This is a genomic window from Acholeplasma granularum ATCC 19168 (genome assembly GCF_000526235.1).
Classification (GTDB): domain Bacteria; phylum Bacillota_I; class Bacilli_A; order Acholeplasmatales; family Acholeplasmataceae; genus Acholeplasma; species Acholeplasma granularum.
The window spans coordinates 77,386-103,007 of sequence record NZ_JAFR01000006.1 but is presented as its reverse complement, the minus strand read 5'-3'; the positions used below and the strand labels follow the sequence as shown (position 1 = coordinate 103,007).

The 25,622-nt window shown below is 29.5% G+C and carries 20 protein-coding genes; 1 reads left to right on the top strand and 19 read right to left on the bottom strand.

Going from position 1 to position 25,622, the window contains the following annotated elements:
* Positions 1-77: 77 nt before the first annotated feature.
* The 6 genes from G324_RS0100895 to G324_RS0100870 form a co-directional block, all read right to left on the bottom strand.
* Positions 78-743, bottom strand: a complete 666-nt coding sequence (locus G324_RS0100895; RefSeq protein ID WP_025724515.1) for a DUF624 domain-containing protein — start codon at positions 741-743, stop codon at positions 78-80.
* A gap of 84 nt (positions 744-827) precedes the next feature.
* Positions 828-3,170, bottom strand: coding sequence for an immunoglobulin-like domain-containing protein (locus tag G324_RS0100890; RefSeq protein WP_025724514.1), 2,343 nt, complete (start codon positions 3,168-3,170; stop codon positions 828-830).
* Positions 3,171-3,273: 103 nt separating this feature from the next.
* Entirely contained in the window at positions 3,274-4,977 is a 1,704-nt protein-coding gene (locus G324_RS07565; protein ID WP_025724513.1) for a beta-N-acetylhexosaminidase, read from the bottom strand.
* A complete protein-coding gene (locus tag G324_RS07030) occupies positions 4,974-6,821 on the bottom strand; it encodes a phosphodiester glycosidase family protein (protein WP_162146773.1) in 1,848 nt (615 codons plus the stop codon). The genes G324_RS07565 and G324_RS07030 overlap by 4 nt, the downstream gene beginning before the upstream one ends.
* Before the next feature lie 4 nt (positions 6,822-6,825).
* On the bottom strand, positions 6,826-7,743 hold the full coding sequence (locus G324_RS0100875; protein ID WP_025724511.1) for a hypothetical protein: 918 nt from the start codon (positions 7,741-7,743) through the stop codon (positions 6,826-6,828).
* Positions 7,744-7,859: 116 nt separating this feature from the next.
* Positions 7,860-8,570 (bottom strand): GntR family transcriptional regulator, encoded by a 711-nt coding sequence (locus G324_RS0100870; RefSeq protein WP_025724510.1) that lies wholly within the window; start codon positions 8,568-8,570, stop codon positions 7,860-7,862.
* Between the two features lie 92 nt (positions 8,571-8,662).
* Here G324_RS0100870 and G324_RS0100865 point away from each other — a divergent pair, with 92 nt between their 5' ends.
* Entirely contained in the window at positions 8,663-9,541 is an 879-nt protein-coding gene (locus G324_RS0100865) for an ROK family protein (RefSeq protein WP_025724509.1), read from the top strand.
* A gap of 102 nt (positions 9,542-9,643) precedes the next feature.
* Here G324_RS0100865 and topA read toward each other — a convergent pair whose 3' ends face one another.
* From topA to G324_RS0100800, 13 genes are all read right to left on the bottom strand, one after another.
* Entirely contained in the window at positions 9,644-11,431 is a 1,788-nt protein-coding gene (gene topA, locus G324_RS0100860) for a type I DNA topoisomerase (protein ID WP_025724508.1), read from the bottom strand.
* Positions 11,432-11,672: 241 nt separating this feature from the next.
* Complete coding sequence (locus tag G324_RS0100855) at positions 11,673-12,224, bottom strand: DJ-1/PfpI family protein (protein WP_025724507.1); 552 nt, start codon at positions 12,222-12,224, stop codon at positions 11,673-11,675.
* 56 nt (positions 12,225-12,280) lie between these two features.
* Complete coding sequence (locus G324_RS0100850; RefSeq protein ID WP_025724506.1) at positions 12,281-13,639, bottom strand: MATE family efflux transporter; 1,359 nt, start codon at positions 13,637-13,639, stop codon at positions 12,281-12,283.
* An 18-nt stretch (positions 13,640-13,657) separates the two neighbouring features.
* Entirely contained in the window at positions 13,658-14,407 is a 750-nt protein-coding gene (locus tag G324_RS0100845) for an SDR family NAD(P)-dependent oxidoreductase (RefSeq protein WP_025724505.1), read from the bottom strand.
* Positions 14,408-14,419: 12 nt separating this feature from the next.
* Positions 14,420-15,517: an alginate lyase family protein gene (locus tag G324_RS07560; RefSeq protein WP_025724504.1), complete on the bottom strand. Its 1,098-nt coding sequence runs from the start codon at positions 15,515-15,517 to the stop codon at positions 14,420-14,422.
* A gap of 2 nt (positions 15,518-15,519) precedes the next feature.
* Positions 15,520-15,855 (bottom strand): cupin domain-containing protein, encoded by a 336-nt coding sequence (locus G324_RS0100835; protein ID WP_025724503.1) that lies wholly within the window; start codon positions 15,853-15,855, stop codon positions 15,520-15,522.
* A 12-nt stretch (positions 15,856-15,867) separates the two neighbouring features.
* A complete protein-coding gene (locus G324_RS0100830; protein ID WP_025724502.1) occupies positions 15,868-17,913 on the bottom strand; it encodes a heparinase II/III domain-containing protein in 2,046 nt (681 codons plus the stop codon).
* Between the two features lies 1 nt (position 17,914).
* On the bottom strand, positions 17,915-19,996 hold the full coding sequence (locus G324_RS07555; RefSeq protein ID WP_162146772.1) for a DUF4962 domain-containing protein: 2,082 nt from the start codon (positions 19,994-19,996) through the stop codon (positions 17,915-17,917).
* A 21-nt stretch (positions 19,997-20,017) separates the two neighbouring features.
* Positions 20,018-20,521, bottom strand: a complete 504-nt coding sequence (locus tag G324_RS0100820; RefSeq protein ID WP_025724500.1) for a hypothetical protein — start codon at positions 20,519-20,521, stop codon at positions 20,018-20,020.
* On the bottom strand, positions 20,511-21,008 hold the full coding sequence (locus G324_RS0100815) for a hypothetical protein (RefSeq protein ID WP_025724499.1): 498 nt from the start codon (positions 21,006-21,008) through the stop codon (positions 20,511-20,513). The genes G324_RS0100820 and G324_RS0100815 overlap by 11 nt, the downstream gene beginning before the upstream one ends.
* Positions 21,005-22,942 carry an ABC transporter ATP-binding protein gene (locus G324_RS07015; RefSeq protein ID WP_245587882.1) on the bottom strand — a complete coding sequence of 646 codons (1,938 nt, stop codon included), beginning with the start codon at positions 22,940-22,942 and terminating at the stop codon, positions 21,005-21,007. Before G324_RS07015 ends, G324_RS0100815 begins: the two co-directional genes overlap by 4 nt.
* Positions 22,939-23,487: a hypothetical protein gene (locus G324_RS0100805; RefSeq protein ID WP_162146771.1), complete on the bottom strand. Its 549-nt coding sequence runs from the start codon at positions 23,485-23,487 to the stop codon at positions 22,939-22,941. Before G324_RS0100805 ends, G324_RS07015 begins: the two co-directional genes overlap by 4 nt.
* A 102-nt stretch (positions 23,488-23,589) precedes the next feature.
* The gene (locus G324_RS0100800) at positions 23,590-25,617 is read right to left on the bottom strand and encodes a type 2 periplasmic-binding domain-containing protein (protein ID WP_025724496.1); all 2,028 of its coding nucleotides are present in this window, start codon (positions 25,615-25,617) and stop codon (positions 23,590-23,592) included.
* Positions 25,618-25,622: the final 5 nt, after the last annotated feature.

Here is a 25,622-nt window from a genome sequence, read left to right as displayed (position 1 = left end):
ACCTCTTTGCTTTAAGTTGTATAGTCAATTCAAAAATAGTATATCATTTTTGACTTGACTAGTCAAGTTAATACTTCTTAATCGTTCATCTCATCCATGAGTTCATTCAGTTCATTTTCGAGTGCTTCAATTTTAGAGTATCCTTGGACTAATAATCCATAAATCAATAAACTAAAACTACTTAATCCCACTAATATTCCAAGTATTGGTACAAGGATAATTGTATAAACAATCATAAATGTAGCAACTAGGAACAGTAAGCCTCTAACCGAAAATCCAATAGTTAATAAATAACTATGTTTAAATAATGATTTTATAGTTAGTTCATATACACTAGATAGCATTAATGCATGAATAAAACTTACTAATGACATCATAAATAGTAAAATCATCAACATGAAACTTAAGAAGTAATACCAACTAAATGGTTCTAAACCTGAATAGAAGAAATATGTATTAAATCCAAGTAATGATAATAGTAAAATAAATAGTATTATCGTTACTATACTTCTATTAAATACGTATTTTACATATTTAAAATAAAGTTTAAAGACACCAGGTGATCCTTTTTTTAAGACTGTTCGTATTGTCAATATTCCAGCCAATAGTGCTATTGGTAGTCCAATAATAAAAAGTCCTAATATTGATGTAAAGATCATTAACACATTAATTAGGAGCAATTTAAATAAGAAGTCTGTGAAATGATAAAATTTTGAATTAACATATCTTTCAAAAAATGACATACGAAACACCTTTCTAATAAACGTAAGAACAAGCAACCTAAAATAATATTAAGTTGCTTGTTCGACGTTATAATTACTAATTTATTATTCTGCTGTTACAAAACTAATTTCAGTTAATGTTGGATCAATAAAGTTTGCAACTCCTGCTCTCCAACCATTACCAGCACCCTGAGCACCTGCTGTTGCCTGAGGGAATGTTGTCCATGGATTAATGAAGTGGTAAGCCACTAGATCTCTTGCTGCAGCTGTTGATGTTGTTTCACCACTTATATATGTTGCATTATATCCGTTTCTACCAATTAATAACATATCTCCAGTACCAACATAGTCACCAAATCCTACAGTTTGGGCATTGTTGGCAGCGTATGATTCATCTGTAAACCATTTATCTACTACTGTAAATGTCTCTTTAGCAAAAATACCTCTAACCACTTTAACATTAAGGTCTTTGTCTAAAATAACGACAGCTCCACCTGATTCATTGTATAGTCCACCCCAACTAGTAATTTGATCAATTCCAGTCACTAAATATAAGTTATTTCCTAATTTAACTGGAGAAGTAGACCCTTCATTTCTTCTATTGAAGTAATCTGTATAATTGGTAACGATAACTTCTGTTAACATACCACCTATATTCATTGTTGTTGTTACTGTTTGGTCAATTAAAACTCTATTTGATCTTACAGAATCTGAATGTGTTGCCATACCTATACCAATAACATAATAGTAGTTTACACCATTAAATTTAGTAAACTCTGTTACATCAAATGATGTATTAGTTGTTTTACCTACAAGTTCAGAATATGATCCAGCTGTACCAGGCTGATTATTTGTGTTTTGAACATAAACCTCATATTCTGCAGCACCTTCAACAGCTGACCATTTAATTAATTTAGTATTTTCTGTATCAACTTCTATTACAGGAGCATCTAAAGTTTGAATAACTACCTTTTTATATAAAATTGTATCTGATAAATCAGAAGAGCTATACTTGAAGATATCAAGTGTATTTGCTCTTACTTGAATTTCATAACCATCATCTTCTGATATTGCTAAATCAAGTGTTGATAAATCAATTGATGTACTTGTTAATGCATTACCATGAACTTGTCCATCAATAATTAACGAATAATTTAATGCATTTGGAATAGCTGTCCATGATAATGTATGACGATTTAAAGTAATTTCTGGTGTACCAATTTTATCTGGTAGAGGAATTAATACTCTATAATCTTCTTTTAATTCTAATGTAATAGTAGTTAAATCGAAGATATCTTGGCCATCTTTAGTTGTTGCTCCACCAGTATAGTTTGATTGGAAAAGGTTAGAAACTAAGAAGACTCTTGTTTTTTGAGGAGCTGGTGATGATGCAAACATTACAAAACCACCTTCAGGTATTTTTGATTCAACACCAACAAACATATGTCCACCAGCAACGCCTGTGTTTGCTTCATTCCATTCAACATCAGTATGTGTTAGAATAGTTTCTCCATCAACTACATTTAGTTCAATATATACACCAAATTGGAATCTTGCATGTATGATGTTAAAGTCTTTATCTGTAATAATTAATGATCCATATGGGAATACTGGTATACCTACCGTTACAGGTTTCGCATTTCCAGGATATTCTGAAGCATGTTCTGCTAACTCTGCTGAAAAGAATGCTTTATCCATTACATATAATTTATCATGTGTTCTAAATTCAGCACCATATGTACCATTATTAACAAATGCACCAGTATCATTATAAACATATTCAACCCAGTCATCACCAATTACTGCAGCATCAACTGTTGCATCAAGTGCTGGTTCAACAACGATATCACGATCTATAGTTGTTTCATTACCTGAACTATCAGTTGCTGTATAAGTTACTGTATATGTACCAGCAACATCTTTATTGTAATCTTTAGTATCTAATGTAATTTCCACATCATAGTTATCCACATTATCTCTTGCTGTAACACCTTCTAATAAATCTACTGTTGCAGTTTCTAAGTGTTTAACTTGAGCTAATTTACCTGAGATAGCACCCATAAATGCTGGTGGAATATTATCTACTAATGCTTTAACAACTAAATCAAAATTTTTCACATCTTGAGCATCATTAAATTTTAAAGTAGCTGTTAATCTAACTTCTTGGTCTAGTTTATAAACTCTAGTTACATCACCATTAGCTGCAATTGCTTCAGCATTATTTGTAGTCCATGTAACTGTTACATCACCTACACTTGCAGGTAAAGTAACTTTTTTAGTTACTGAAGCCGCATTATCCCCTGATTGGAATCCGATTGTTAATGATTCTAAAGCTTCATTAACTACTTCTTCATCCGTTGGACCCGTATCACATGCAACTAGTAATAGTGTGAATACGAATACCAATAATACTGTAAAGATGTTTTTATTAAAACTAATCTTTTTCATTTTTATCTCCTTTTATTTTAATTGTATATACATCTGTCTATATTATAACCACAGTTTGTTGTATAGTCAAGTATTTTTTGTAAGCGTTTTATCAATTAATCAATTAATGCTTACTAGAAAATGCATTTTCCATATATTTTTCACTCAAGTATTCTTCTTCTAATAGTTTTTCTTCTAAATAGGCAATTACATCACCTTTGTTATAATTAGAAACGATTTGTTTGTAGAAATCAGCTCGTCTTAATTGACTAAATATTCTATTTTGTAATACTTCAAGACCGAATACCTTATTTTTACTTAACCAATTATCTTCAAATGATTTTAATGTTTCTAATAAATTATGTTTAAAATCTTCTAATACTTTGTCCACACCTAAAAATTCATGTGTATTAAAATATCCATTTAGTAACATTTTTCTAAGTTCTAACTTATTTTTTAGCATATTAGCTAAATAAATGTAGTGAGGGTAATTTAAGTTTCTAATGCTTTCAATGTAATTTTCGACATTTTTTATTAAAGGCGTTAATGCTTCAGCGTTATATCCAACTAAATTATTTAAGTAAATTCCAAGTAATAGATCATCCCACAATAAATTTACAGCATTAAAACCTAAATGACTAATTTGACTAACCTTTTTTAACGTATCAAAATCTTTTTCATGAATAGAACCTAAATACTTTTCATCTAACATACCATCATGCATGACTTGTGTAACATCAAATAGTCCTAAAAACGAAGTATCATAGTCACAGTATGCACCATCATCATTCCACTGAGTAAAAATAATGTCACTTACACCATGTTTTTTTGACATTTTTATTGCATGCGTCGCTGTATTTAATGTTTTTACTTGATCATATGCAAGACGTGTCCATATCCATGTACCACTAGCCATGATAACTTTACGATTCATTTTTTGATGATTAATAATCATTTTTTCATAAATTTCCGGCTTATGGTTATAATAATCCCAGTAAACCATTGTGATATCTTTTGGAAGTTTATTGATAAATTCATCTTCAAAAGTAATAGTTGTATCATAATAATATTCGGTCTTTGAGCGGTGTCTAAAAAACATATCTGACCACATTAATATCTCATCAAAACCCTTAGTTTTAGCTAAACTGTATACTTTGTTTAAATGTTCTAAAAATAAGTTTTCAGGATCTTTAAATCCAAACTTTTTGTAGTATTGACCAAAGGAAAAACCAAATGTCTCATCCATACCTATGTGTATTTTATTTGTTGTAAAAGCATTTTTACAAAAATTTAATATATCATTAAGAAAATCATACGTATGATCTGACACTAATAAAACATCATTTTGGTCTTTTAACTTACTAGAACTTGGCCAACGCAAAAATTGACTCATATGGCCTAATGTTTGAATACATGGAATTAAACTTACACCTAAACTATTGGCATAGTTATCAAGTTCTTTAATGTCTTCTAAAGTATATTTTCCTCTTAAATATCCAAACTTAGGATAATTTTCTAATTCAAAGACATCCTCCATATATAACCAAATTTCATTAAAACCTAAAAGTGCCTGTTTTAAAATAACAGATTTAAAATAATCAACCTTAAATACAGCATTTCTAGACAAATCGATCATGGTTCCTTTAACTTTAAATCCATCATCAACTAACTTTTCACCTGTAAGTTCATAGTGTTTTAAAAATAATAGTGCACTTGGTATATTTTTATAAAAAAGTGTAACCCCATCTAATTTCGTTTCATCAGAATGGATAAATGATTGAACATTATGTTTGATTTTTAAATCATTAAGAATTTGATTTATTGTCATTTTTTTCTCCTTATTATAACCATCAATGTGATGATACCTGCTAAAAGTATTGTTGTAGTAGAAATTGTTAATATATAAAATGCTGGTGAAAGATTTGTTGAATCATTATTATCTGGGTTTGATGGTATATCAGGTACAACAGGTTCTTCTATATCATCATTATGTGTATAACTATATGTAAGTTGTCCTTTATAACCATTTTTAAGTTCATAATCTATTATAAAATCATTTTTACCTGTATTAATTGTATCAAATGTAGCTTTACGAAGACCCATGTATTGAACCAGTGCAACTCTTAATTCGTTAGTTGTGGTATTTGTCGCATTCATTTTACTTATTAGAAAATCAGGGTCTAAAAACTCTATAAGTAATTCTATTTTTGTACCTTTAATTTCATGTGAAATTGAAAATACTGGCATAGTAGGTCCTTTAATTTCAGATAAGTAAATTAGTTTTTGGTATATTGGTGTATGATTTAACGGATTAATTACTGAAATAACTTGATTTTTATATGGATTTAAATTTATTTCTACCTTTGGTGTTGTATGATTTATTTTTGTACCATTTAAATAAACTTCATAATTTGTACTAGGTAATGTTAATTCAATATGTTCGGATGTTATATTTTCAATAACTTTACTATTATCTTTTGGTTTAATAAATAATATAGCATTTGAAACTCTTCGATAAGGTGAGGTATCACTTGGTTTATTTACCATTTGGTGTACACCATCTTTTTTTATAAATACTTGTGTAGAGCCACCACCATCTAAATTAAAACCATTTAATATACCATTTTCAGCCATTATCTTAGCAAACTCTCTTAAGTTTACCCCATCAGATATACCCGGATTTCTGCCATCAACAGTAAATAGAATCGGATTATTATTTTGATCAAAACCGATACCTGTTCTAGGATGTCTTGCTGTGTTGTTTGATTCTGATTGCCCACCAATTTCACTAAATAGTTTGATTGTTCCATTATCAATAATTTTAGAATCAACACCCACTACAGTATGTGTTTCTTCTATTTGGGTTGGTCTTTTTTGAATTTTAATTGCTGCACCATTATCAAGTAAATTTATGACATTATCATTTTTTGTTATAATAGAAAGTTTTTGAATCGATGTTTCAATTTTTGTATTTAATAATGTTGGATTTGTGGCATAAAACATTTGATGTTGGCCAATAATACTTTTTTCTAATATATCTAGTGAATAGTGATTTGTAGCAGTATTATTTATTGAGCTGTAATTATAAAAAATACTTGTTTGTCCATCATTTACTGTTCGAGTATTTATTGGAAGTAGTTCTACAACATCAAATAAAGCATTAGTATTTTTATCATAGATATATGCATAAAAAGTATTGCTAAATGTTAATTGTTTATGACTATTAATGAATGTTCCATTCAAATCCATTTCAATTGATAGATATTTACTATGATTTTGAGGGTTAACAACTTTTGAGCCAAATATGATGTTTGAATTAATTGTTTGGTTAGTTGTAAAATAATCACCATTAATTCCAGCTAATACCTCATATTCAGGGTGTTTAGTTTCAAAATCTTGTGCAATTGTTAGTATATCTTTATTAATTAATGTTCCATCCGGACCAAAGTAACTCCAAACTGTGGTTTCGATTGTTTCGTCTTTCTTTAAAATACTTATTTCCTGTATAGATTTTGTTTGATTATCATTATATAAATTAGCTTGTATTCTTTGATGTGTAACACCATCTACTTGTGATATAACCTCATCTAAGACAACATAATCTAATCCCGTTGAAAAGAAAGTAAATCCAAAAACGAATGGTATAAGTAGTAAGATCCATATTTTTTTCATTTATTTAGCCTCTTATTGGTGAAATAGTGATTTTTTGACCACCTGTTTTTTCATCAATTGCAGTAGTAATAAACGCATTTTCAAGTGGGCATGCCATTTGTACGGATATATCCTCATTAAAAGGTGTTTTATATTGTTTACCATCTTCTTTATATAATAAGTGACAACTATTCCAAATGGCATCCTTTATCACAGTTTTTGTTAAAATTGCTTCTTTGCCTTCATTGCTTACTTGATCAATTGCATTTACACGCTTATATGTTTTTATACCTTTAACACCGTGTCCTGGTGAACTCATTTGTGGTGATTTGAAATCTTGTGGTTGTTTTAGGTTATATTTTTTTCTAAAGTTTATACTGTATTCTAGTTTAGATACTTCTAACACTTTAATTTCTAAAACTAAGTAGTTAGGTTTTGGACTTGTTAATCGCATCAGCAATTTATCACCTGGTAGGTAATAAAATTCCGAAAAACTTGGATGATAATGTGCATACACATTTTTAATTCCATCTTTGTTGTTTAGAATGCTTGCACTATAGTTACGGTTGTTTTTTAAATCATATGTACCAGCATCATCAAAACCATCTGTAATATAACGCCAAAATGGACGGTATACACAACTTCCTTCTGTCACATTACCATCTAAATTAGCTCTTGATAAAGCAAGTCCTACATCGGATTCATATTTTGCATGTCCACCCATATAAATTGATGACACATCTAAGTTTTTATGATTAAAGTCTATTGGTAAATTTGGTTCGATATTATCTTTAAAGCGATTAATTAAAGGCATTGGTAATGTAATTACACCTTCAATTCCATTAAAATCATATGGTTTACTCATGACCTTATAATACCAAGCACCACCAAAACAATGTTGCTTTTCTATGCTAATATGTTTTAAATCTAATATTTTTTCCATTTCATACCTCACTAAATGTAAACGTTTGTATTAGTATATCAAGTTATTTAAAACTTGTCTATACATAAGAAAAAAATCAATGCACCTTTCGCATTGATTAAATATTTTTTTAAGAACTATGATTTAATTGCATGTTGTACAAACTTATATTGATCGCCTCTATAAAATGACTTTACATATTCAAATGGGCGTCCATTAGATAAAAATGTATTTCTTACAATAAGTAATGTTGGATCATTTTCCTTAACTGCTAATATGTTGTGAATTTCCTCAGGTGTTTTTATAGCTTCAATAGATTGTAAACAGTGTGAAATTTGAAAACCCATTTGTTTTTCAACATATTCATAAAAGGAGTGTTTTAAATCTGATTCTTCGATTGTTTTAAATAGTTTAACAGGAATGTAGAGTTGTTCATATAAAACTGGTGTTTCATCCCCATATCTTACACGTTCAATATGATAAACCTCATCTTTTTTTGATAAGAATAGTTTGTCAGCAATCGTATTAGGAACAAGTATTTTTTCAAACTTTAGTATTTTATTAGATACCTTACGGTTCATTGCAGCCATTTCTTCTGTAAATGAACGAACACCGTGAATATTTTTTTCAATTTTACGTTCTGAAATAAATGTACCTTTACCTTTATGACGATATAAATAACCTTCGTTAACCAAGTTATTTAATGCTTGCCTAACAGTCATTCTAGATACATTATATTTATCTTTAAGCTCATTTTCTGATGGTACTAAATCCCCTATTTGAAATACACCATCATTGATATCTTTTTTTATATCATTTTGTATTATCATGTATATTGGTTCTGACATATATGTTAAATCTCCTTTAATTTGAAATTTGTTGAAATATTAATATTTATCTATATAATAATTATAGTGATATTTTAAGGAAGTGATGAATAATGAAAAACTATTTGACATTTGATATAGGTGGAACCGAAATTAAGTACGGTATCATCAATGAATTAAACGAATTTTTATTTAAAGATAAATTTCCTTCTAAAGGTCCTTTAGGTGGAAAGTTTATTTTAGAAGATATTTTATTAAAAGTTGAAGCACTAAAACATTATAATCCACAAGGGATTGCTATTTCATCTGCCGGAGTGATTAACTCTGATACAGGTGAGGTTTTAAGTGCTACAAATTCAATAATGAATTATATTGGTATAAACATTGTAGAATACTTATCTAGTAAGACGGGTCTTAAAGTTAGTGCAATTAATGATGTTAATGCCATGGCTTTATGTGAAGCTACTTTAGGTGGTGCCAAAAACTCTAAGGTTTCTATTGCTTTAACAATTGGTACAGGTATTGGTGGAGCAATTTTAATTGATAATCATATTTTTGAAGGTGTTGCATATAATGCAGGTGAGTTTGGGCTAATGCTTATTAATGAAGAAAAATATGAAGATCTTGCAGCTACATCCGTACTTGTAAGAAAGGCTCAAGAAGTGTTTGGAGATCAAGTAAAGAACGGATTAGATGTATATAATCTTTATGATAATAAAAATCCTAAAGCGATTGAACTGGTTCAAAAATTTTATAACAATTTAAGTATCGGGCTTGCCAATTTAACCTATATTTTTAACCCTGATATGATTGTTATTGGTGGTGGTATTACAGGCAGAAAATCTTTTATTGATGAGCTTAATGAATTCTTTATACCTAAGATTACACCAAACTTAAGAAAGTATACCAAGTTAGTTGCTGCAACTCATAAAAATGATTCAGGAATGATTGGAGCATTTATTCATTTTAAGGAAAAACACTTATCTATATAACTAAATATATTATACCTATAATTGACAGGTAAAACAAGTGACTATACAAGTTAGTGAATGTATTTGGTACTAATTAATAGAAAAAAACGCCAAACGGCGTTTTTATTTTTCAATTTGTTCAATGTATTTACATTTAGGGAATCCACTACATCCGTAGAATTGCCCATACTTAGATTTTCTAATCACTAAAGGTTGTCCGCATAATGGACAAATTTTATCAGTAACTACTGGTTTGATTTTTTCCATCTTCTCGTTAGCATTTTCAAGTGCCGGTATAAATGAATCATAAAAGTCTCTTAGTAGTTTAACTTGTTCCACATTGCCTTCTGCAATTTGATCAAGCTTAGTTTCCATTAAAGATGTATAGTCGACATTCATTATTTGTTCGAAGTATGTATTTAATGTATCAACTGTTAATATACCTTGTTCAGTTGGTTTAAATCGTTTTTCTTCTACTGTAACATAGTCTCTAGCTTTAATCGTTTTAATAATTGTTGCATATGTAGATGGTCTACCTATACCTTTTGATTCAAGTGTTTTAATTAATGATGCTTCATTAAATCTTGCAGGTGGTTGAGTTTCTTTTTCTATCATCTCAACATTATTTGCATTTAGTTTCTCACCGACTTTATAGTTTGGCAGTAATTTGTCTTTTGCATTATCATTTACAACTTTTAAATGTCCATCAAATACAAGTATGCTTCCATCCATAGTATACATATTACCATTTGATTCTAAAGTGATTTTAGTGTTATCAAACTTAGCTGGAGCCATTAATGATCCAAGTGCACGTTCATAGATTTTCTTATAGAGTTTGTATTGATCTTTTGATAATTGGTTTTCTAAACTATCAGGTGTAAGATTTAAGTTTGTTGGTCTAATAGCTTCATGGGCGTCTTGACTTGAATCTTTTTTACTTGTTTTATAAAAACCCACATATTCTTTACCATAAACGTTTTCAATATAACGTTTTGCAGGATCTACGAATTCCTTACTCAAACGATTAGAATCTGTTCTCATATAGGTAATTAAACCGATGATTTCACCATTGATTTCAATACCTTGATAAAGTTCTGATGCAACTTGCATTGTACGAGCAGATGACATATATAAACTATTTACTGCATCTTGTAGTAATGTAGATGTCATATATGGTGGTTTGGCATTACGTGTTGTTTGTTTGGTTGTAATATCTGTTACTGTAAATGGATTAGTAGAAGTTTCTACAATTTTAGTTGCTTCTTCTTTTTTAATTTTTGTATCTTTTGGTATGACATAGTCAGCTTTATTTTTACCAAAATGTGCGTGTATGGTGTAATATGTTTCAGGTACAAATTTTAATATTTCACGTTCTAGTTCGACAATAAGTTTTAGTGCAACACTTTGTACACGTCCTGCAGATTGTGATTTGATTTTATTTCTTAAAAATGAAGATAATTTAAAACCAATAATACGATCTAGTATTCTTCTACTTTCTTGAGAGTTTACTAAACCCATATCAATTTTTCTTTTATGGTTTAGTGCCTCAAGGATTGCTGGTTTTGTAATTTCTTTAAATACAATTCGATTATTTTCATTTAAATCAAGGCCTAACTCATCTGCTAAGTGCCATGCAATAGCCTCACCTTCACGGTCCGGGTCGGTTGCGATTAAAATCTCTTTATCTTTTGTTTTCTTTTTTAATTCACTTATTAATTTTGCTTTACCTGTTATAGCTTTATATGTTGGTTTAAAATCATTATCAACATCAATTCCCAGGCCACCTTTTCCAGATGTAGCTAAATCTCTAATATGTCCTACAGAGGATAAAACAGTCACTTCATTATTAAAGTAACTGGCAATTGTTTTTGATTTAGCTGGTGATTCAACGATGATTACTTTATTTGACATAAATAATCTCAACTCCTTGGTTTCTTACCTTATACATTATATACTGATTTATTTTGATGTCAAGTATATAAATTTATGTGTCAATTGTCTATATAAATATATTATATAGAATCAATTTTATTTACTTTATTTGATGAATTTTACAAAAATATATGTGTTTTTATGAGATTATGCGGAAAATAAAAAGATGTTAAGCTTAATTGAATGAGTTAACATCTTTATCTTGTAATATTTATGAAGATTATTTTGTCCAAACTAGGTGATTCATTAATGCTTCAGCTTTCTTAAGGTTAAATAAAATACGAACCATTTCATAAATGAATTCTATAACCGTTCCAGAACTTCTAGCTGTTAAAATATTACCTGTATGACTAACCTTTAGATCAGGTCGATAAATTCCACCCTTAATATCAGATTCTACACCTGGATAACATGTAAATTCTAATCCGTCTAAAAGTCCCATGTAACCAATTAATCTAGGTGCTGCACAGATTGCTCCGATTAGTTTATTATTATCATAAAAATGTCTTATAATTTCATTAATTTTTGTTTCTTTATTATAGATACTTGCAATATATGGTCCACCAGGTATAATTAAAAAATCATAATCTGCTAAACTTATTTCATCAATATGATAATCAACATAAACCTTTAATCCATATCCAGTTCTAACTTCTTTTTTAGGATTGGTCGTTACAGTATTAACCTCAACAGCGCCTCTTCTTAATAAGGCGCGTGAAGAAATACCTTCGTTATCTTCCATTCCATCTTCAAAAATGATTAATCCCTTCATAACTTGATCCTCCTAGAAACCGTATGACATGAAATAATTATATTATATTTGTATTTTTATAGCAAATACTTAGGTGTTTTTTGCCATTTGATACGTAGCATTAACACAATTGACAAGATTGCAGCTAATATATTTGCAATCAACATACAATACCAAATACTATACTCTCCTAAATTTGTAAACTCTAGTAGAACATATAATATTGGAATTCTAAAAATTAGTAATCTGGAAAAACTAATTATAATTGGGACAAATCCATGACCGGATGCATAGAAAACAGCAATTGCAATTTGCATAATAGCCCATGCAAATACCGTATGACTGTATGTATTCATTGCATTTATTGTATGTCTAATTGTCTCAGGGTCTTTTGTAAATAAATTGATTATTGGAATTTGAAATATATATAGAAATGTAATTGCAAAAGCTGAAAATGATATACCTAATAACAAGCCTATTTTTATTGCTTTGTTATTTCTAGTATGATGCCCTGCAGTTAAATTCTGTGCAAGAATAGCAATTAAGGCAGTTCCAATTGAAGTAGGTATAATAAAAAATAAACTATTAATTTTATTTGTTAATCCATAAGCTGCAATGACACTTGGTTCAAATTGTGTTATAAAATAGTTTACTACTACATGAGAAAAATTTAATGATGTCTTCTCAATAAGTAAAGGTATTATCATAATTAAAAACGGTATAAGTAAATTTTTTGCTACTTTAAAATCACTTATCTTTATTTTAAATTCAGTATGAACAACAAACATATCAATAATTCCTACAATTACAATGATTGAATAAGACATGATTGTTGCAAGCCCTAATCCTAAAACTCCTAATTTCATTTGATGTACTAAAATTATCGATAAAATAATTTTAATTAACATACTTGTTAAACTCGTAAGCATCGTATGAACATTTTCACCACGTGCACTTTTATAACTAAAATATATGTCTCCAATAAACTTTAATGGTAATCCTATTAAATTATACTTTAAATAAAGATTCGCTAAGTCTATATATTGATCACTTGCATTTAACGTATGAACTATCTGATAAGAAAAAATAATACCTAAAAAACTAATTACTACTGATACTGTACTTGTAATAAGTAACACTTGTGCCATTGTTTTACGAGCATTTAATATTTCTGATTTTCCAATATAACGTGCAACTAATGATGTTGTTGCAACTGCTAAAGCTGCCCCAACCGCATTTAATATACCAATAATAGGAGCAGTGAAGGAGACGGCAGATAAACCACCATCTCCAAGTGACTCCGAGAAAAAACTATCAATAATTTGATATAAACCTAATATAACGTTATTTAAAATTACAGGTAAAGCTAATATTAAAATTACCTTATAAATGTTACCATATAAAATTAGTTCTCTTTTGTTAGATTTAGGTTTCATATTCTATCCTTATAAAGGCTAGATGAAAGCCTGTCCTCCATTAATTTGAATGATTTCACCTGTTAAGAAAGATGCTTTATCACTAATTAAGAACTCAACAACTGATGCAACCTCTTCTGGTTGACCAAATCTTTTCATTAAAATACCTTGTTTCCATGATTCAAATAAAGCTGGATTAGCAACTTTAGTAGCTTGATGGAATGGTGTATCAATTGTACCTGGACTCACTGCATTTGCACGAATATTAAATTCTGCTAATTCTTTAGCATATGCGCGAGTAAGTGTTGTTACAGCAGCTTTAGATGCAGCATAAATACCAGCACCTGGACCTCCTGCGTTCCAACCAGCAATTGATGTGAAGTTGATAATTGATGGGTTGACACCTTTTTTAAGTAGAGGTATCGCAGCTCTTGTAACAAATACTACGCTATCAAAATTTAGTGCCATAACTGATCTGAAGAATTCAGTTTTCATACCTTCAAATTGACTACGTCCACCTAAACCACCTGCACCATTAATAAGCGCTTCTAAACTTCCATATTTATTTGAGATTTCTTCAAATGCTTTATTAATTTCATCTTCATTTGTAGCATCAAACAAGAAGAATTCTGCATTAATCCCTTGGGCTCTTAGTTCAGCTTCCTTTTCTTTACCGACTTTTTCATTAATATCATTAATCAATACTGTAAAGCCCGCTTTACCTAAAGTTTGTGCGACTGAAAAACCAATACCTCCAGTACCGCCTGTAATTAAAACATTTTTACTCATGTTAATTCCTCCTTATATTTTATGTAAGTACCATAATGTTTTGTTGATAACTTCATTTTTATTAACATTCATTGGAACATGAATGTTAAAGTTGTTTTCATAAATTGATTGATGCAATATGAGTACACCTGGATCTACAGGTGTTATTTGCTCATAAGGCCATTTCTGATTAAATAAATTATTTACTACCCATCTAATACCTAAATTTAGTTTTTCGGTATGGCTAACTCCTAATTCTTTTTCTAATTCAAGTAAGCCTTTGATATTCATTAGTGTATAGCTTAATGATTTTGTACGCTTTAACTCTAGTGGCATACTACCATCTGCTTCTATTTGATAGTCTAATCTTGCAAAGAAACTATCGGTAAATTCCTTTGTAATATCATCATTGTTTACAAATTTTGCAATGACAACACAGGCTAAATCATAAAATGTTCCATGATTATTTAAAGCTTTCTTTTCACCTACACCAATTTCACTATTTAGTAACCAATCAAGTAAAGACTTATGCCAATTTCTTAACTCATATACTAAATCTTTATTAATCATCCTTAGTGATTCAAGATTCATTATCATTCTAAGAGCGTATGTAAAATTTGCTGAATAATCAATTATTCCTTCTTTTCTACCTATTTTATTTCCAGGAATAAATTGACCATAATTCATATTCGGATTCATTCCTGTTTTTTCATTTATGAAGAAATGATATAGATGTTTTTCTAACAGTTTTTGATACTTAACATCACCTGTTAAATATCTTAAAAGACTTGCATGATAAACTAAGAATGCCAATCTTCTTAATTTATCTTTATCATAGTTTTTACCGTCTGGATTGGCATGTCCATCTCTTTGAACATAAGGTAAACCATCAGAAGTATTTGGGTTTGGCCAGTAGTAAGTGGCTAAGCTGACATAGTCTTTTTTATCCTTACTTAATGACTTGTTTTTAGATGTGACTGTTTCAAACGGTTCATTAAATAAATATTCCATGTCATCAATGTATTGCCTTAAATAATCTTTATTAATATTTTTCTTTAATTTTTGTAATTGATAAATATCATAAAGAATATAATTATTTACTGGATCATACTTTACAATGTCAAAATACATAATTATACGTAGTCTTGTCTATGTGGTGTGAAACAGTCAATTAAAACACCTGGTTCAATACAAACTGCACCATGAATAATATTTGGTTCTTTATACATGGAATCTCCTGCTTTTACAATCTTTTTTTGATCACCAATTGTAAACTCAAACACACCAGATACAATATAAGTAATTTGTTCGTGTGGATGACTATGTAAATCTGCTACTATGCCGGCAGTTGGAAACTCATTTTCTACAATCATTAAATTATCATTATATGCTAATACTTTTCTAATAATTGTATTTGGCATAATTGTTACTTTAGCATCTTCTTTATTGAAGAAAAAGTTTTTAATCATAATGTTGCTCCTTTATATTTTCCATATTTGTTTAAATTCTTTACGATTTCCGTAATATCTAATAATAAGTGTTTGTCTACTTTTTGTTATTGGATTATCGAATGTATCTGCTAAAAATAGTTTTGCATTTTCTAAATTTAAATTATATTCAAACACTTTACCTGAAATCAACCACTTTAAATTAACATCTGTTTTATTTTCATCAATTAATCTTACATTATGTATATGTTGGTAGCCATCAGTATTAAAATCAAGTGATGCCTCAACGCCCTTAACTTCAGTTATTAAATCGCCTTCAACATGCATAAATAAATCCATATTTACTTCTTTATTTGATTCAACCAAGAATGTATCTACATAGCCATCATCGTTAAGTTTAATTGTTCTTGTAAAATCAATTTCTTTATTATCTTTTTGCGCTAATTTGTTTAAATCTAAGTCATCATTATTAAGTAATTTTTCAACATCTTCTTCAGTTAATCTGTAGTTATGTTTAATGTATTTAGTTACCTCATCATGATTCATTGTTTTTCTTAAATTAGATAGTTCTACAAGTTCAATATCATAAATACTTGTTGCTTTAAACGACATTTCACTATCACTAAATAATAGCGTTTTTCCTGGAGCCATCGAACGATGATTTTTACCATCAATTACAACTGTGTTATGAGACGGTGTCATCCTGTGCCACTCATTACAATATTGATTTCCATATCCAGCATTTGAAAGGTCTCTAGTAATTAGAATATCATCAATTGTCGCTTCAATATTCATCTTATCTAAATGTGCATGTGATGGACCATTATGTCCATATTTTAAGAATACATTTACACGATCATTTTTCAATATAGCATATTGTGATGATGGAAAGTTGGTAGATTTTGTAGGTACTGCTTTAACTGATTTTAGATCTAAATTTGGAACTAAAATCAGTCTTTCTAAAGAAATTTCGTTATTATAGTAATATGGCTTGGATAAGGGTAGTTCAACTCTCGGTGTTGGACTTTGTTCAATGAGTTTAAGTAGGTTTGCAATATGACTATCCAATCCATAAATTTTTGTTGCTACTGAATATATATAACTATATGTTTTTAAATTTATATCTGGCCAACCATCATTTGGATTTGGCAAAATATGATTATCGAATGCATAATAATATGCAGCTTCTAACATTTGTTTGACTGTGTTTTCTAAAGTTATTTCGGGTTGGTAATTATATATTTTAGAAAACAGTAATAAATTAATGATTCCTTCTAAGGTAAAGAAGTTATAGTGAATCGATCCTTCAAACCAAAATCCGTCTTTTGTTACACCTTTTTTTACTTGTTCAACGATGTTATAGGTTCCATTAAATGCAAATTCAATGTTCTTTTTATCATTAAAGAATAACCCAATCATTCCAATAGCACTATTTTTCCAACAAGATATATTATGTATTTTATCTACTTGTGGTATTAATAATTTAGTAACTTCATCAAAATAATTTTTCTTTAAATCAGATAAGAACTTAGGATCAATATCATCTTTTATTAACTCTAATGCATTTATAATTCTTACAGTAATAATCGCTTCATTTAAACCTTGTGGCATTAAACGACCAGCGCCCCATTTCATAGTTTCATAATCATCGAAGATTAATCCTTCCTTGTTATGGAGTTTAAAACTTGTGTAATTATCAGAGTAGAATCCTAAAATTTTATATATATACTCCAAATAAATTTTATTATTTGTTTTTTTAAATAAGAAAGCAGATTTCCAAATATTTAAGATAGCTAAATTTCTATAATTATATACCCATACACCATCTAATAACTTGGATTGATTATTTGTTCCACATATCTCACATATATGATCATGTGGTTTATTTACATCAAAGATTAATTTTCCGCCATCTAGTTTACAAAAATCATGATGTCCCCATTCACTTAATAATTTAGGATCATCTTTAAAGTTTGTTGCAAACTCAATAACTTCTTTTTTCATTGTTTCTATCATTTGATTAAAAGCGGGCATTTCTTGTTTTGCATCATTTAATGCATTTATATCAAAATAATTCAATTCATACACCTCCTTTGTAATCATTTACTGCAACTTCATTTAAAATTACTTTATCATCTAATCTTAACTTAGAACCTTTTTGTAACATATAAGATTGAAGTTCATCATCTTTAAATGTAAGTAATACACTCTCAGCGTTAGTTATGATGCCGTTATAATGAATTGATGTTTTTCTAAGTAAAAATATATCTGTTTGATATTTCATTTTTATGATAAATCCTTTTGTCGATTCATTTTCAATTCTTTCAACAGCAATATTTTTTGTATTCGGATTGACTAATAATAGATTTGCCATTACATAATTTTCTAATGGTTTTATTGTAGATAACTCGAGTGCTTCAAGTTGTTGAATTGTAAAATTGTCTGGTTCTTGTGTCGTCATAACTGCTTTAATTGTGTTTGAGACTAAATTATCTTTTAAGTCTTTATTTAAAGGTATGACACTAAGTTTAGATTGATTGTTATTTATTTCAAATCCTTGTTCGTTTTTAGTATATTTTGTTGGTGCTTGAATTAAAAATTGATATGTATGTTTGTCTTTGCTATGAAATGTATCAGTTATTATAAAGTAATCATTATGAGTAGTTAATATATTTCTTCTAAGCTCTAACATATTAAAACTTGGATCATATACTTTATGCGCCTCTGAAACAATTTGCATACCATGTTCATCATTATTAAATGATGTAATATTTGCCTCAAAATCTTCTGGTTTATAATCAGGTTTTATCTCTTGAAGATAATTTGCAGAATGTGTTAATACATCATTAATACCTTCTTTAGCATAACCTTTGTTATCTATTAAAGGTACACTATGATATGCTGCTTTCATATGGCGATTATATCCATCATCAATTACTAAATATTCACCTTTTGAAAACATAATAAATGATAAGTTATCAGGGTGATGATGACTCAGTGAATAAGCATCAATACCTTTCTTTTTTAATTCAAATAACTGATCCCATTGTTTTTTTCCACCTGGTGCACCTGCTTTAAATGTTAAGAAAGTTGCATCATCATTCCATGATGAACGATGTGTTACTAATCCTAAATCCGGAAAATATTTCACAAGTGGTAAATCAGTAAATGGTTTTGGATCAATTTTAGGGTTGTGCCATAAATAGTTTAGCCACATTTCAGATAAAATACCCGGTTTTACTTTAGACTGTGCTTCTAGGTCTAAAAATTTTGTTTCAACTAAATTTGCTAGATTTTGAGCATAACCATTGTTGTATTCAGATGCTATTTTGTAATATACTGCATTTGGATGTCCACTACGTGTATCGTGGGTATCTCCAAAATTTGCAGTTTGTCCTAAATCAGGAACTGCTTGGTATAATCTATAGAAAAATGTTTCTTTTAAAAACGGAACTTCTTTAAAATAATCTTTGCCAGTTTCTGTTTTTATTAGGTGTGCATATACAAATAACCACATGGCACCATATCGCCAATACACAACACCTTCATAATATGACCCATCTAAAGGTAGATTTGGGTAGACTTCACTAAAGTTTTCTTCACATGTTTTAATCCATATTTCACTTTCATCGGTTATATCTTTTAATGCAAAGCCAGCAGCAGCAAGCCCTGTCATATTAATCCAGTTATGATTTTGAAAAAAACTTGTTGACCAACCCTTACCAAATGTATCTACTCGATACTGATACATTATTCTTGCTTGTAACAATAATTTATCTTCTACACTTTTTCTTAAGTCTTTATCCATAACTTCTTTTAACCAATCATAGGATAAAGATAATCCAAACATTATCCATGAAGCACTTAAGTCAACATTAACCAAGTGTGCATGGCCCCATTTTTCATATCCTATAACTGTCTTTATCCAACGAATGGCTTCATTATAGTATTTTATATCTTTAGTAAGTAGATATATAAAACTTAAATTTGCTATTGCCATGCCCATATATGTTGTAGATTTGGGTGGATGTATAGCTGGAAGTTCATAATCAAAATATTTATTACATTGTTCAAGTAATAGATCATATTGTTGTTTTTTAGTTGTTTGATTTAATTCCACCATAGATTCAATTGACTTATCAATAAATAAATATTTTTTCATTTTTACCTTACTTTCTTTTTATTAATTTTTATTATCCATTATTTTTGGTGTACCTAACATTTTTTGATATATATAGTTTCCTAAGCTAAAGTATAAACCATATAATCCGGCAAATGTAAATGGTTCAAATAGTATGAATGGTAGTCCATTTTCACCGTAGATATTAAATAATTCCAAAATTTTATTAATTCCTGCATATGTTAGCCAAATGAGTATAACAATACCAATCATGGCAAACACATGTAAAATATTTTCTAATACACGCTTAACAAGTGGATCTTTAAATCGTTGCTTAGTTGGAAGGTTAAACATCATTCGCTTAACTGGACCCATAATTATGATATTAGTAATAAATAAGCCAATTGCAAGCGTTAATATTAACTGGTAAATAAAATAGGGACTTGAATTTTCGCCACCACCTATTGGTGTCCATCCAACAAATAGTGCAACTGCTCCTGCAAGCCAAATTCTAAATAATAATACCTTAGTAGTCTCTTTCCAGTCTTTTATTTTCTTAATTTTCATAAATTACTGGTGTATCCTTTTTATATATTCTTAGATGTAACAAATATAAGATAATAGCTAATATATAAAGTGCTAAACCTAAAATCATAATTATCACAGAATTTTGGACTTGACCAAAAGTAATATACGTACTTGGGTTTGTTATTTGAAGTAGGTAATACACTCCAAACCCTATAGTTATTAAATTAGATCCAACTGCTCTAAATAATGAATTTTTATCTACAATTCTAGTACCTGCAAATATTGAAACTAATCCAAATAATATAAATAGGAAGAAAAACATACCAATACCTTCAGATTTAATGCCTGTAGTCCCTTCTAAGGTAGGTCTAATTGTAACTAACGCTAATATGTGTTGTTGCGAAATTGCTAATTGAAATAAACCATTAAATCCAACTAACAAGGCACCAAAAGATTTTGGCGATTCTTTAATAAACTCCCATACACGATGTAAGATTGATTTAATTATATCCATTATCTTTTTCATTTTTTTGGTCCTTCAATAGTTTTATTGGTTGCTATGTCTTTGAAATGTACTTTATCAAAATTGAAGTTCACTTTGTAATCATTTGAAACAACAAAACTAACATCATTTCTCATTCTAGTTTCAATTCTCAAATCATCTTTAGTGAAAATAACTTGGTAGAAATCTCCATAAGGAATTGCATCAAAAGCATTCATCATCCAACCGTTATCTTCATCAATAACACAATCTTCTAATCTAAAGTTTAGTTGTACTTGTTTATTTACATAATCTTTTAAAGTTGTTTTAATATGTTCTGGTAATCTTAATTTTTCATCATTTAAAATTAAGTTTTCTCCATCAAATACGGTTGAAATCTTTTGACATTGATTAGTAATTCTTAAAGTAGATTCTTTATCAAAGAACAATACAGCATCTCTTTTAATTGCAAGTTTAATTACATCACCTATATTAATAATGTCTCTAGTATTTAATTTTGCATTAATTGTTTGACCAGATAACTCAAATGTTACTACTTGAGAAGACCCACTATATTCAATCATTTGAACTTCTACATCAACAATCCAGTTTTTATCAACTAAATGTTGTAAATCTGATGAGAAATACTCAGGACGTATACCTAAAACTATATTTCTATCTTTATATGTCTTAATAAGGTCTTGTTGTTCCTCATTTAATTCAAGTACAAGTCTATCTGAAACAAACTTGGAACCCATAATTTCCCCTTCAAAGAAGTTCATTGGAGGCATTCCCATAAAACTTGCAACAAATAGATTGGATGGTTCATTATAGATTTCTGAAGGTGTTCCTACTTGTTGAATATAACCTTCATTCATAACAACAATTCTAGTTGCCATAGTCATAGCTTCGATTTGGTCATGTGTTACATATACAATAGTTGCTTTTAAATCATTATGTAATTTTACAATTTCTTTTCTCGTACTATCTCTTAGTTTTGCATCTAAGTTAGATAACGGTTCATCCATTAAAAACACTTGTGCGTTTCTAACAATTGAGCGGCCAAGTGCAACTCTTTGGCGTTGACCACCTGACATGTTTTTAGGTAATCTTTTTAGCTCATTATCAAGTTGAACAATTTTTGAGGCTTCAACTACTTTATCATGAATATAAATATCATTTTCATGTCTAAGTCTTAAACTAAACCCCATATTTTCATATGACGTCATATGACCATAAAGTGCATAATCTTGGAAGATCATAGCAACATCACGATCTGATGGTGCAAGTTTATTAATTTGTTTGTCATATAAAAACATTTTTCCATTTGATATTGATTCAAGCCCTGCAATCATTCTTAAAGTTGTTGATTTACCACAACCTGATGGTCCAACTAAAACAATAAATTCTCGCTCTTTTATATCTAAATTAAAGTTTTTAACTGCATGTACACCATTGGCATAAATTTTATTTATACTTTTAAGTGATAGTTTATATGAATCTTTGTCATGACTTGATTGAACATCTTTTATATCACTTGAAGATTCAGTTATAACTTCTTCTTTATATCTATCTATTTGTAATGGATGATCATCACCAATTTTATCCAGATTTTCGATAATATTTATTTTATGAAGTGAAATAAAACTTGCAAGTAGAGCACTTATGCTTGAAATTGCTAAATAAACTACCCAGTCTTGTTTAATGCCTGGAGTCCAAAACATTCTAACAATTTGGAATAAAGCAAATCCAATTGCAATATAGCTCCAGCGTTTATCATATACTTTGATTTTTGCTGATGCTAAGAAACCTGCAAGTAGTATTGCTATATTAATCATTGTATCTGTTCCTAAAAACAAAGTTGTTGCCATTGTTTCAAGTGATTGTATTGTGTATACAAGGTTTGCAATGATGAAGATTAACATTAAATAATAACCGATTTTGTTTGGTTGATATAACATTCTTGCTGGTCTTTTCATACCAATACCTCCACATTATTACGACGTGTTTTTAAAAATTTTATAATTGTTATTGGTAGATAAATTAACGAAATTATAAAGCCAAATACTGTTGATCCCGTTGCATAAACTAGCCAAAAATCACCTGGTTCTGTATAACGTAATAGTTCTTGATTAGCATTTGAACTCCATGAAATATCAGTAGAATGATAAAGATTAAATAACTGATATGTTTGAAATACATAGTATCCAAGTAATATAGCCGCCAAAGTAACTATAATCATTAAATAAATAAATGAAACCATGTTGATTTGTTTACGGTAAAGTTTGAAAAACATTACAAATGAAGAAATAACAACTAAGAATGTGGCAACATCGAACATGTTTTTATTTAGTTCACTTGCTTTGTTATATAAAGTTAAAGCCTCTGGCTTTAGATATGATTGGTAATCTGAAAGTATATATAAATCTGTCATAATGGAAAGTGATCCTATGAAAAATACTACGATTCCTACAAAAAATAGAATTGAAAGTACCTGATAGGATTTATTAATATATTTATTCATGATGTCCTCCTTATTTCCACTTCCAATATAGTGCCACATTATATTGGAAGTAGGGAGAGAATTTTATTAATTCTCTCCATATTCCTTTATTGTTTTATATTTTTAACCAGAAATTCTAGCATAAGCTGTGCGATAAATTTCTACATAAGTTGCAACATTTGCAGTTGTAAACATTGCTTTTAATCCCGCTACATCTTTTGGTACATCCTCGCCATCAACATCCCCTATAAATCCAAAGATATTGTCAACAAGTTGTGTATCAGCACGCATTGTAGTTTGGTTTGTAACGATATTAACCTCATTTAAGTTTAATGAGATAATTGCTGGAGCTAATTGATAATATGGTTCGGTTGCAGTATATGAATTCATTATTACAGCCGGTCTAGTTTCATTACCAAAGTATAAGTCCCAACTCTTGAATCCATTTTCTGATGTTGCTTGAAGTTCAAAACCAATTTCTTTTTGATATCCAATAGCAATTAAAGATCCAACATGGTCACGTAAGAATGATGAAATATCACCATTTGATACTGCACCAGCAGTTGTAATTGTCCAGTCATTGAATTTAGGACCTTTTGTACCATCAAATGGGTTTTCAAATTCTTCACCCTCAACCCACATATCAGGTGTTCCATAGTTTTGTACTTTAGCTCCTTCTTCAGTAAAGAAGTAATCAAACATTTTTAATGATGCTGCAATTTCTTTTTCTGTAGAAGCACTTGAAATTCCCCAACCATCAGGTTTAACAACACGTGCATTTTCTACATAGTGAACGAATTCTCCATTAGATGCAGGTGTAGTTGTTAGAGGAGGTAAGATAGCGATAACATCATCTTGACCACCAGTTGCTGCAGTAGTTGAAGATGTAAAGTCATAAGTCATAAAACCAAATACTTTATTAGCTTCATTACCATCTGAGAAGATTAAACCTGTTCTTAAGTTTGTTGAGTTTGCTTGACCAAAGATTCTTTGATCAACTAAACCTTCTCTAGCCCAACCTCTAATACGTTGTAAGTTGTTTAAGAATGAATCTTGAGCATATGAATATTGTAATTCACCATTATGGTCAATATAGAATCTTGAACCATATGAGTCAGATCCATGGACTCTTTGTCCACCAAAATAAACTTGTAATCTTAATAATTCTTCTCTATGGTTAGATTGACGTGTGAAGAAAGGATAAATTGTTGCTTCTGCACGCACTGTACCAGTTGCTTCTTTAGTTAATGTATTTGGATGTAATTTAATTACTCTCCATAATGCTGTTAACTCATCGATGTCATATTGTCCTGTTTCACCCAAGAATAAATCTGAACGTTTTTCTAGTGTTGGATAAACTTCATCAATATAATTTTTTAGTACTTGTAGTGCTGTAACACCATTAATTTTCCCAGCCACAGCTGCATCTGCTTGTAATTGTGCAACGTTTTTAGTTTTTCTTAAATTACCATAAGGTAATCCAGTTATACTACCTGATACCCAATATGGTTCATAAGCAATTGTTAATTCTGCTGTTTCTGTTTCGTGAGCAAATGCATTACCGTCTACTTCACCATCTAATAATGCAGTAACCCAGCTATAACGTCCCATATACATACGAGCATAGTTATCAATTTCAGCAATATATGGTGCATGATAAATGTTACCATCCCAAGCAGTAATTGACTCTGAAACTAGTGGATTAGCGTCTAGATATTTTTTAAAGTTTGGTAATCTATCCCAATGATCATTTAATGGTACAAAATATCCTTCAACACCAGCATCCATAATTCTTTCTCCTAAGTTACCACCACCATAAACGTTTGCATCTGCAAAACTATTTGCTGCAGCAAAGTCAAACATATCAACTGGTCTTTGACCAGGTGTTGATACGTCAGTGATATCTAGGTTTAATTGTGATTCAACAAATTGCCAAGTTGGTTTTAATTCACCCGTTGTGATTGTTTTACCATCTGGCATAACTAGAGGGTTTGATTGTTCGTATGTAAATCTACGTTGTGTATTTTGGTCAGCAAAGCTTGTTTTAATTGCAACAACTTCATCTGGTCCAATAATATCGGCTTTAGGTCCACATGCGACTAACACCACTCCTAAAATTAATATCGAAACTAAACTAAACACTTTTTTCATTATTT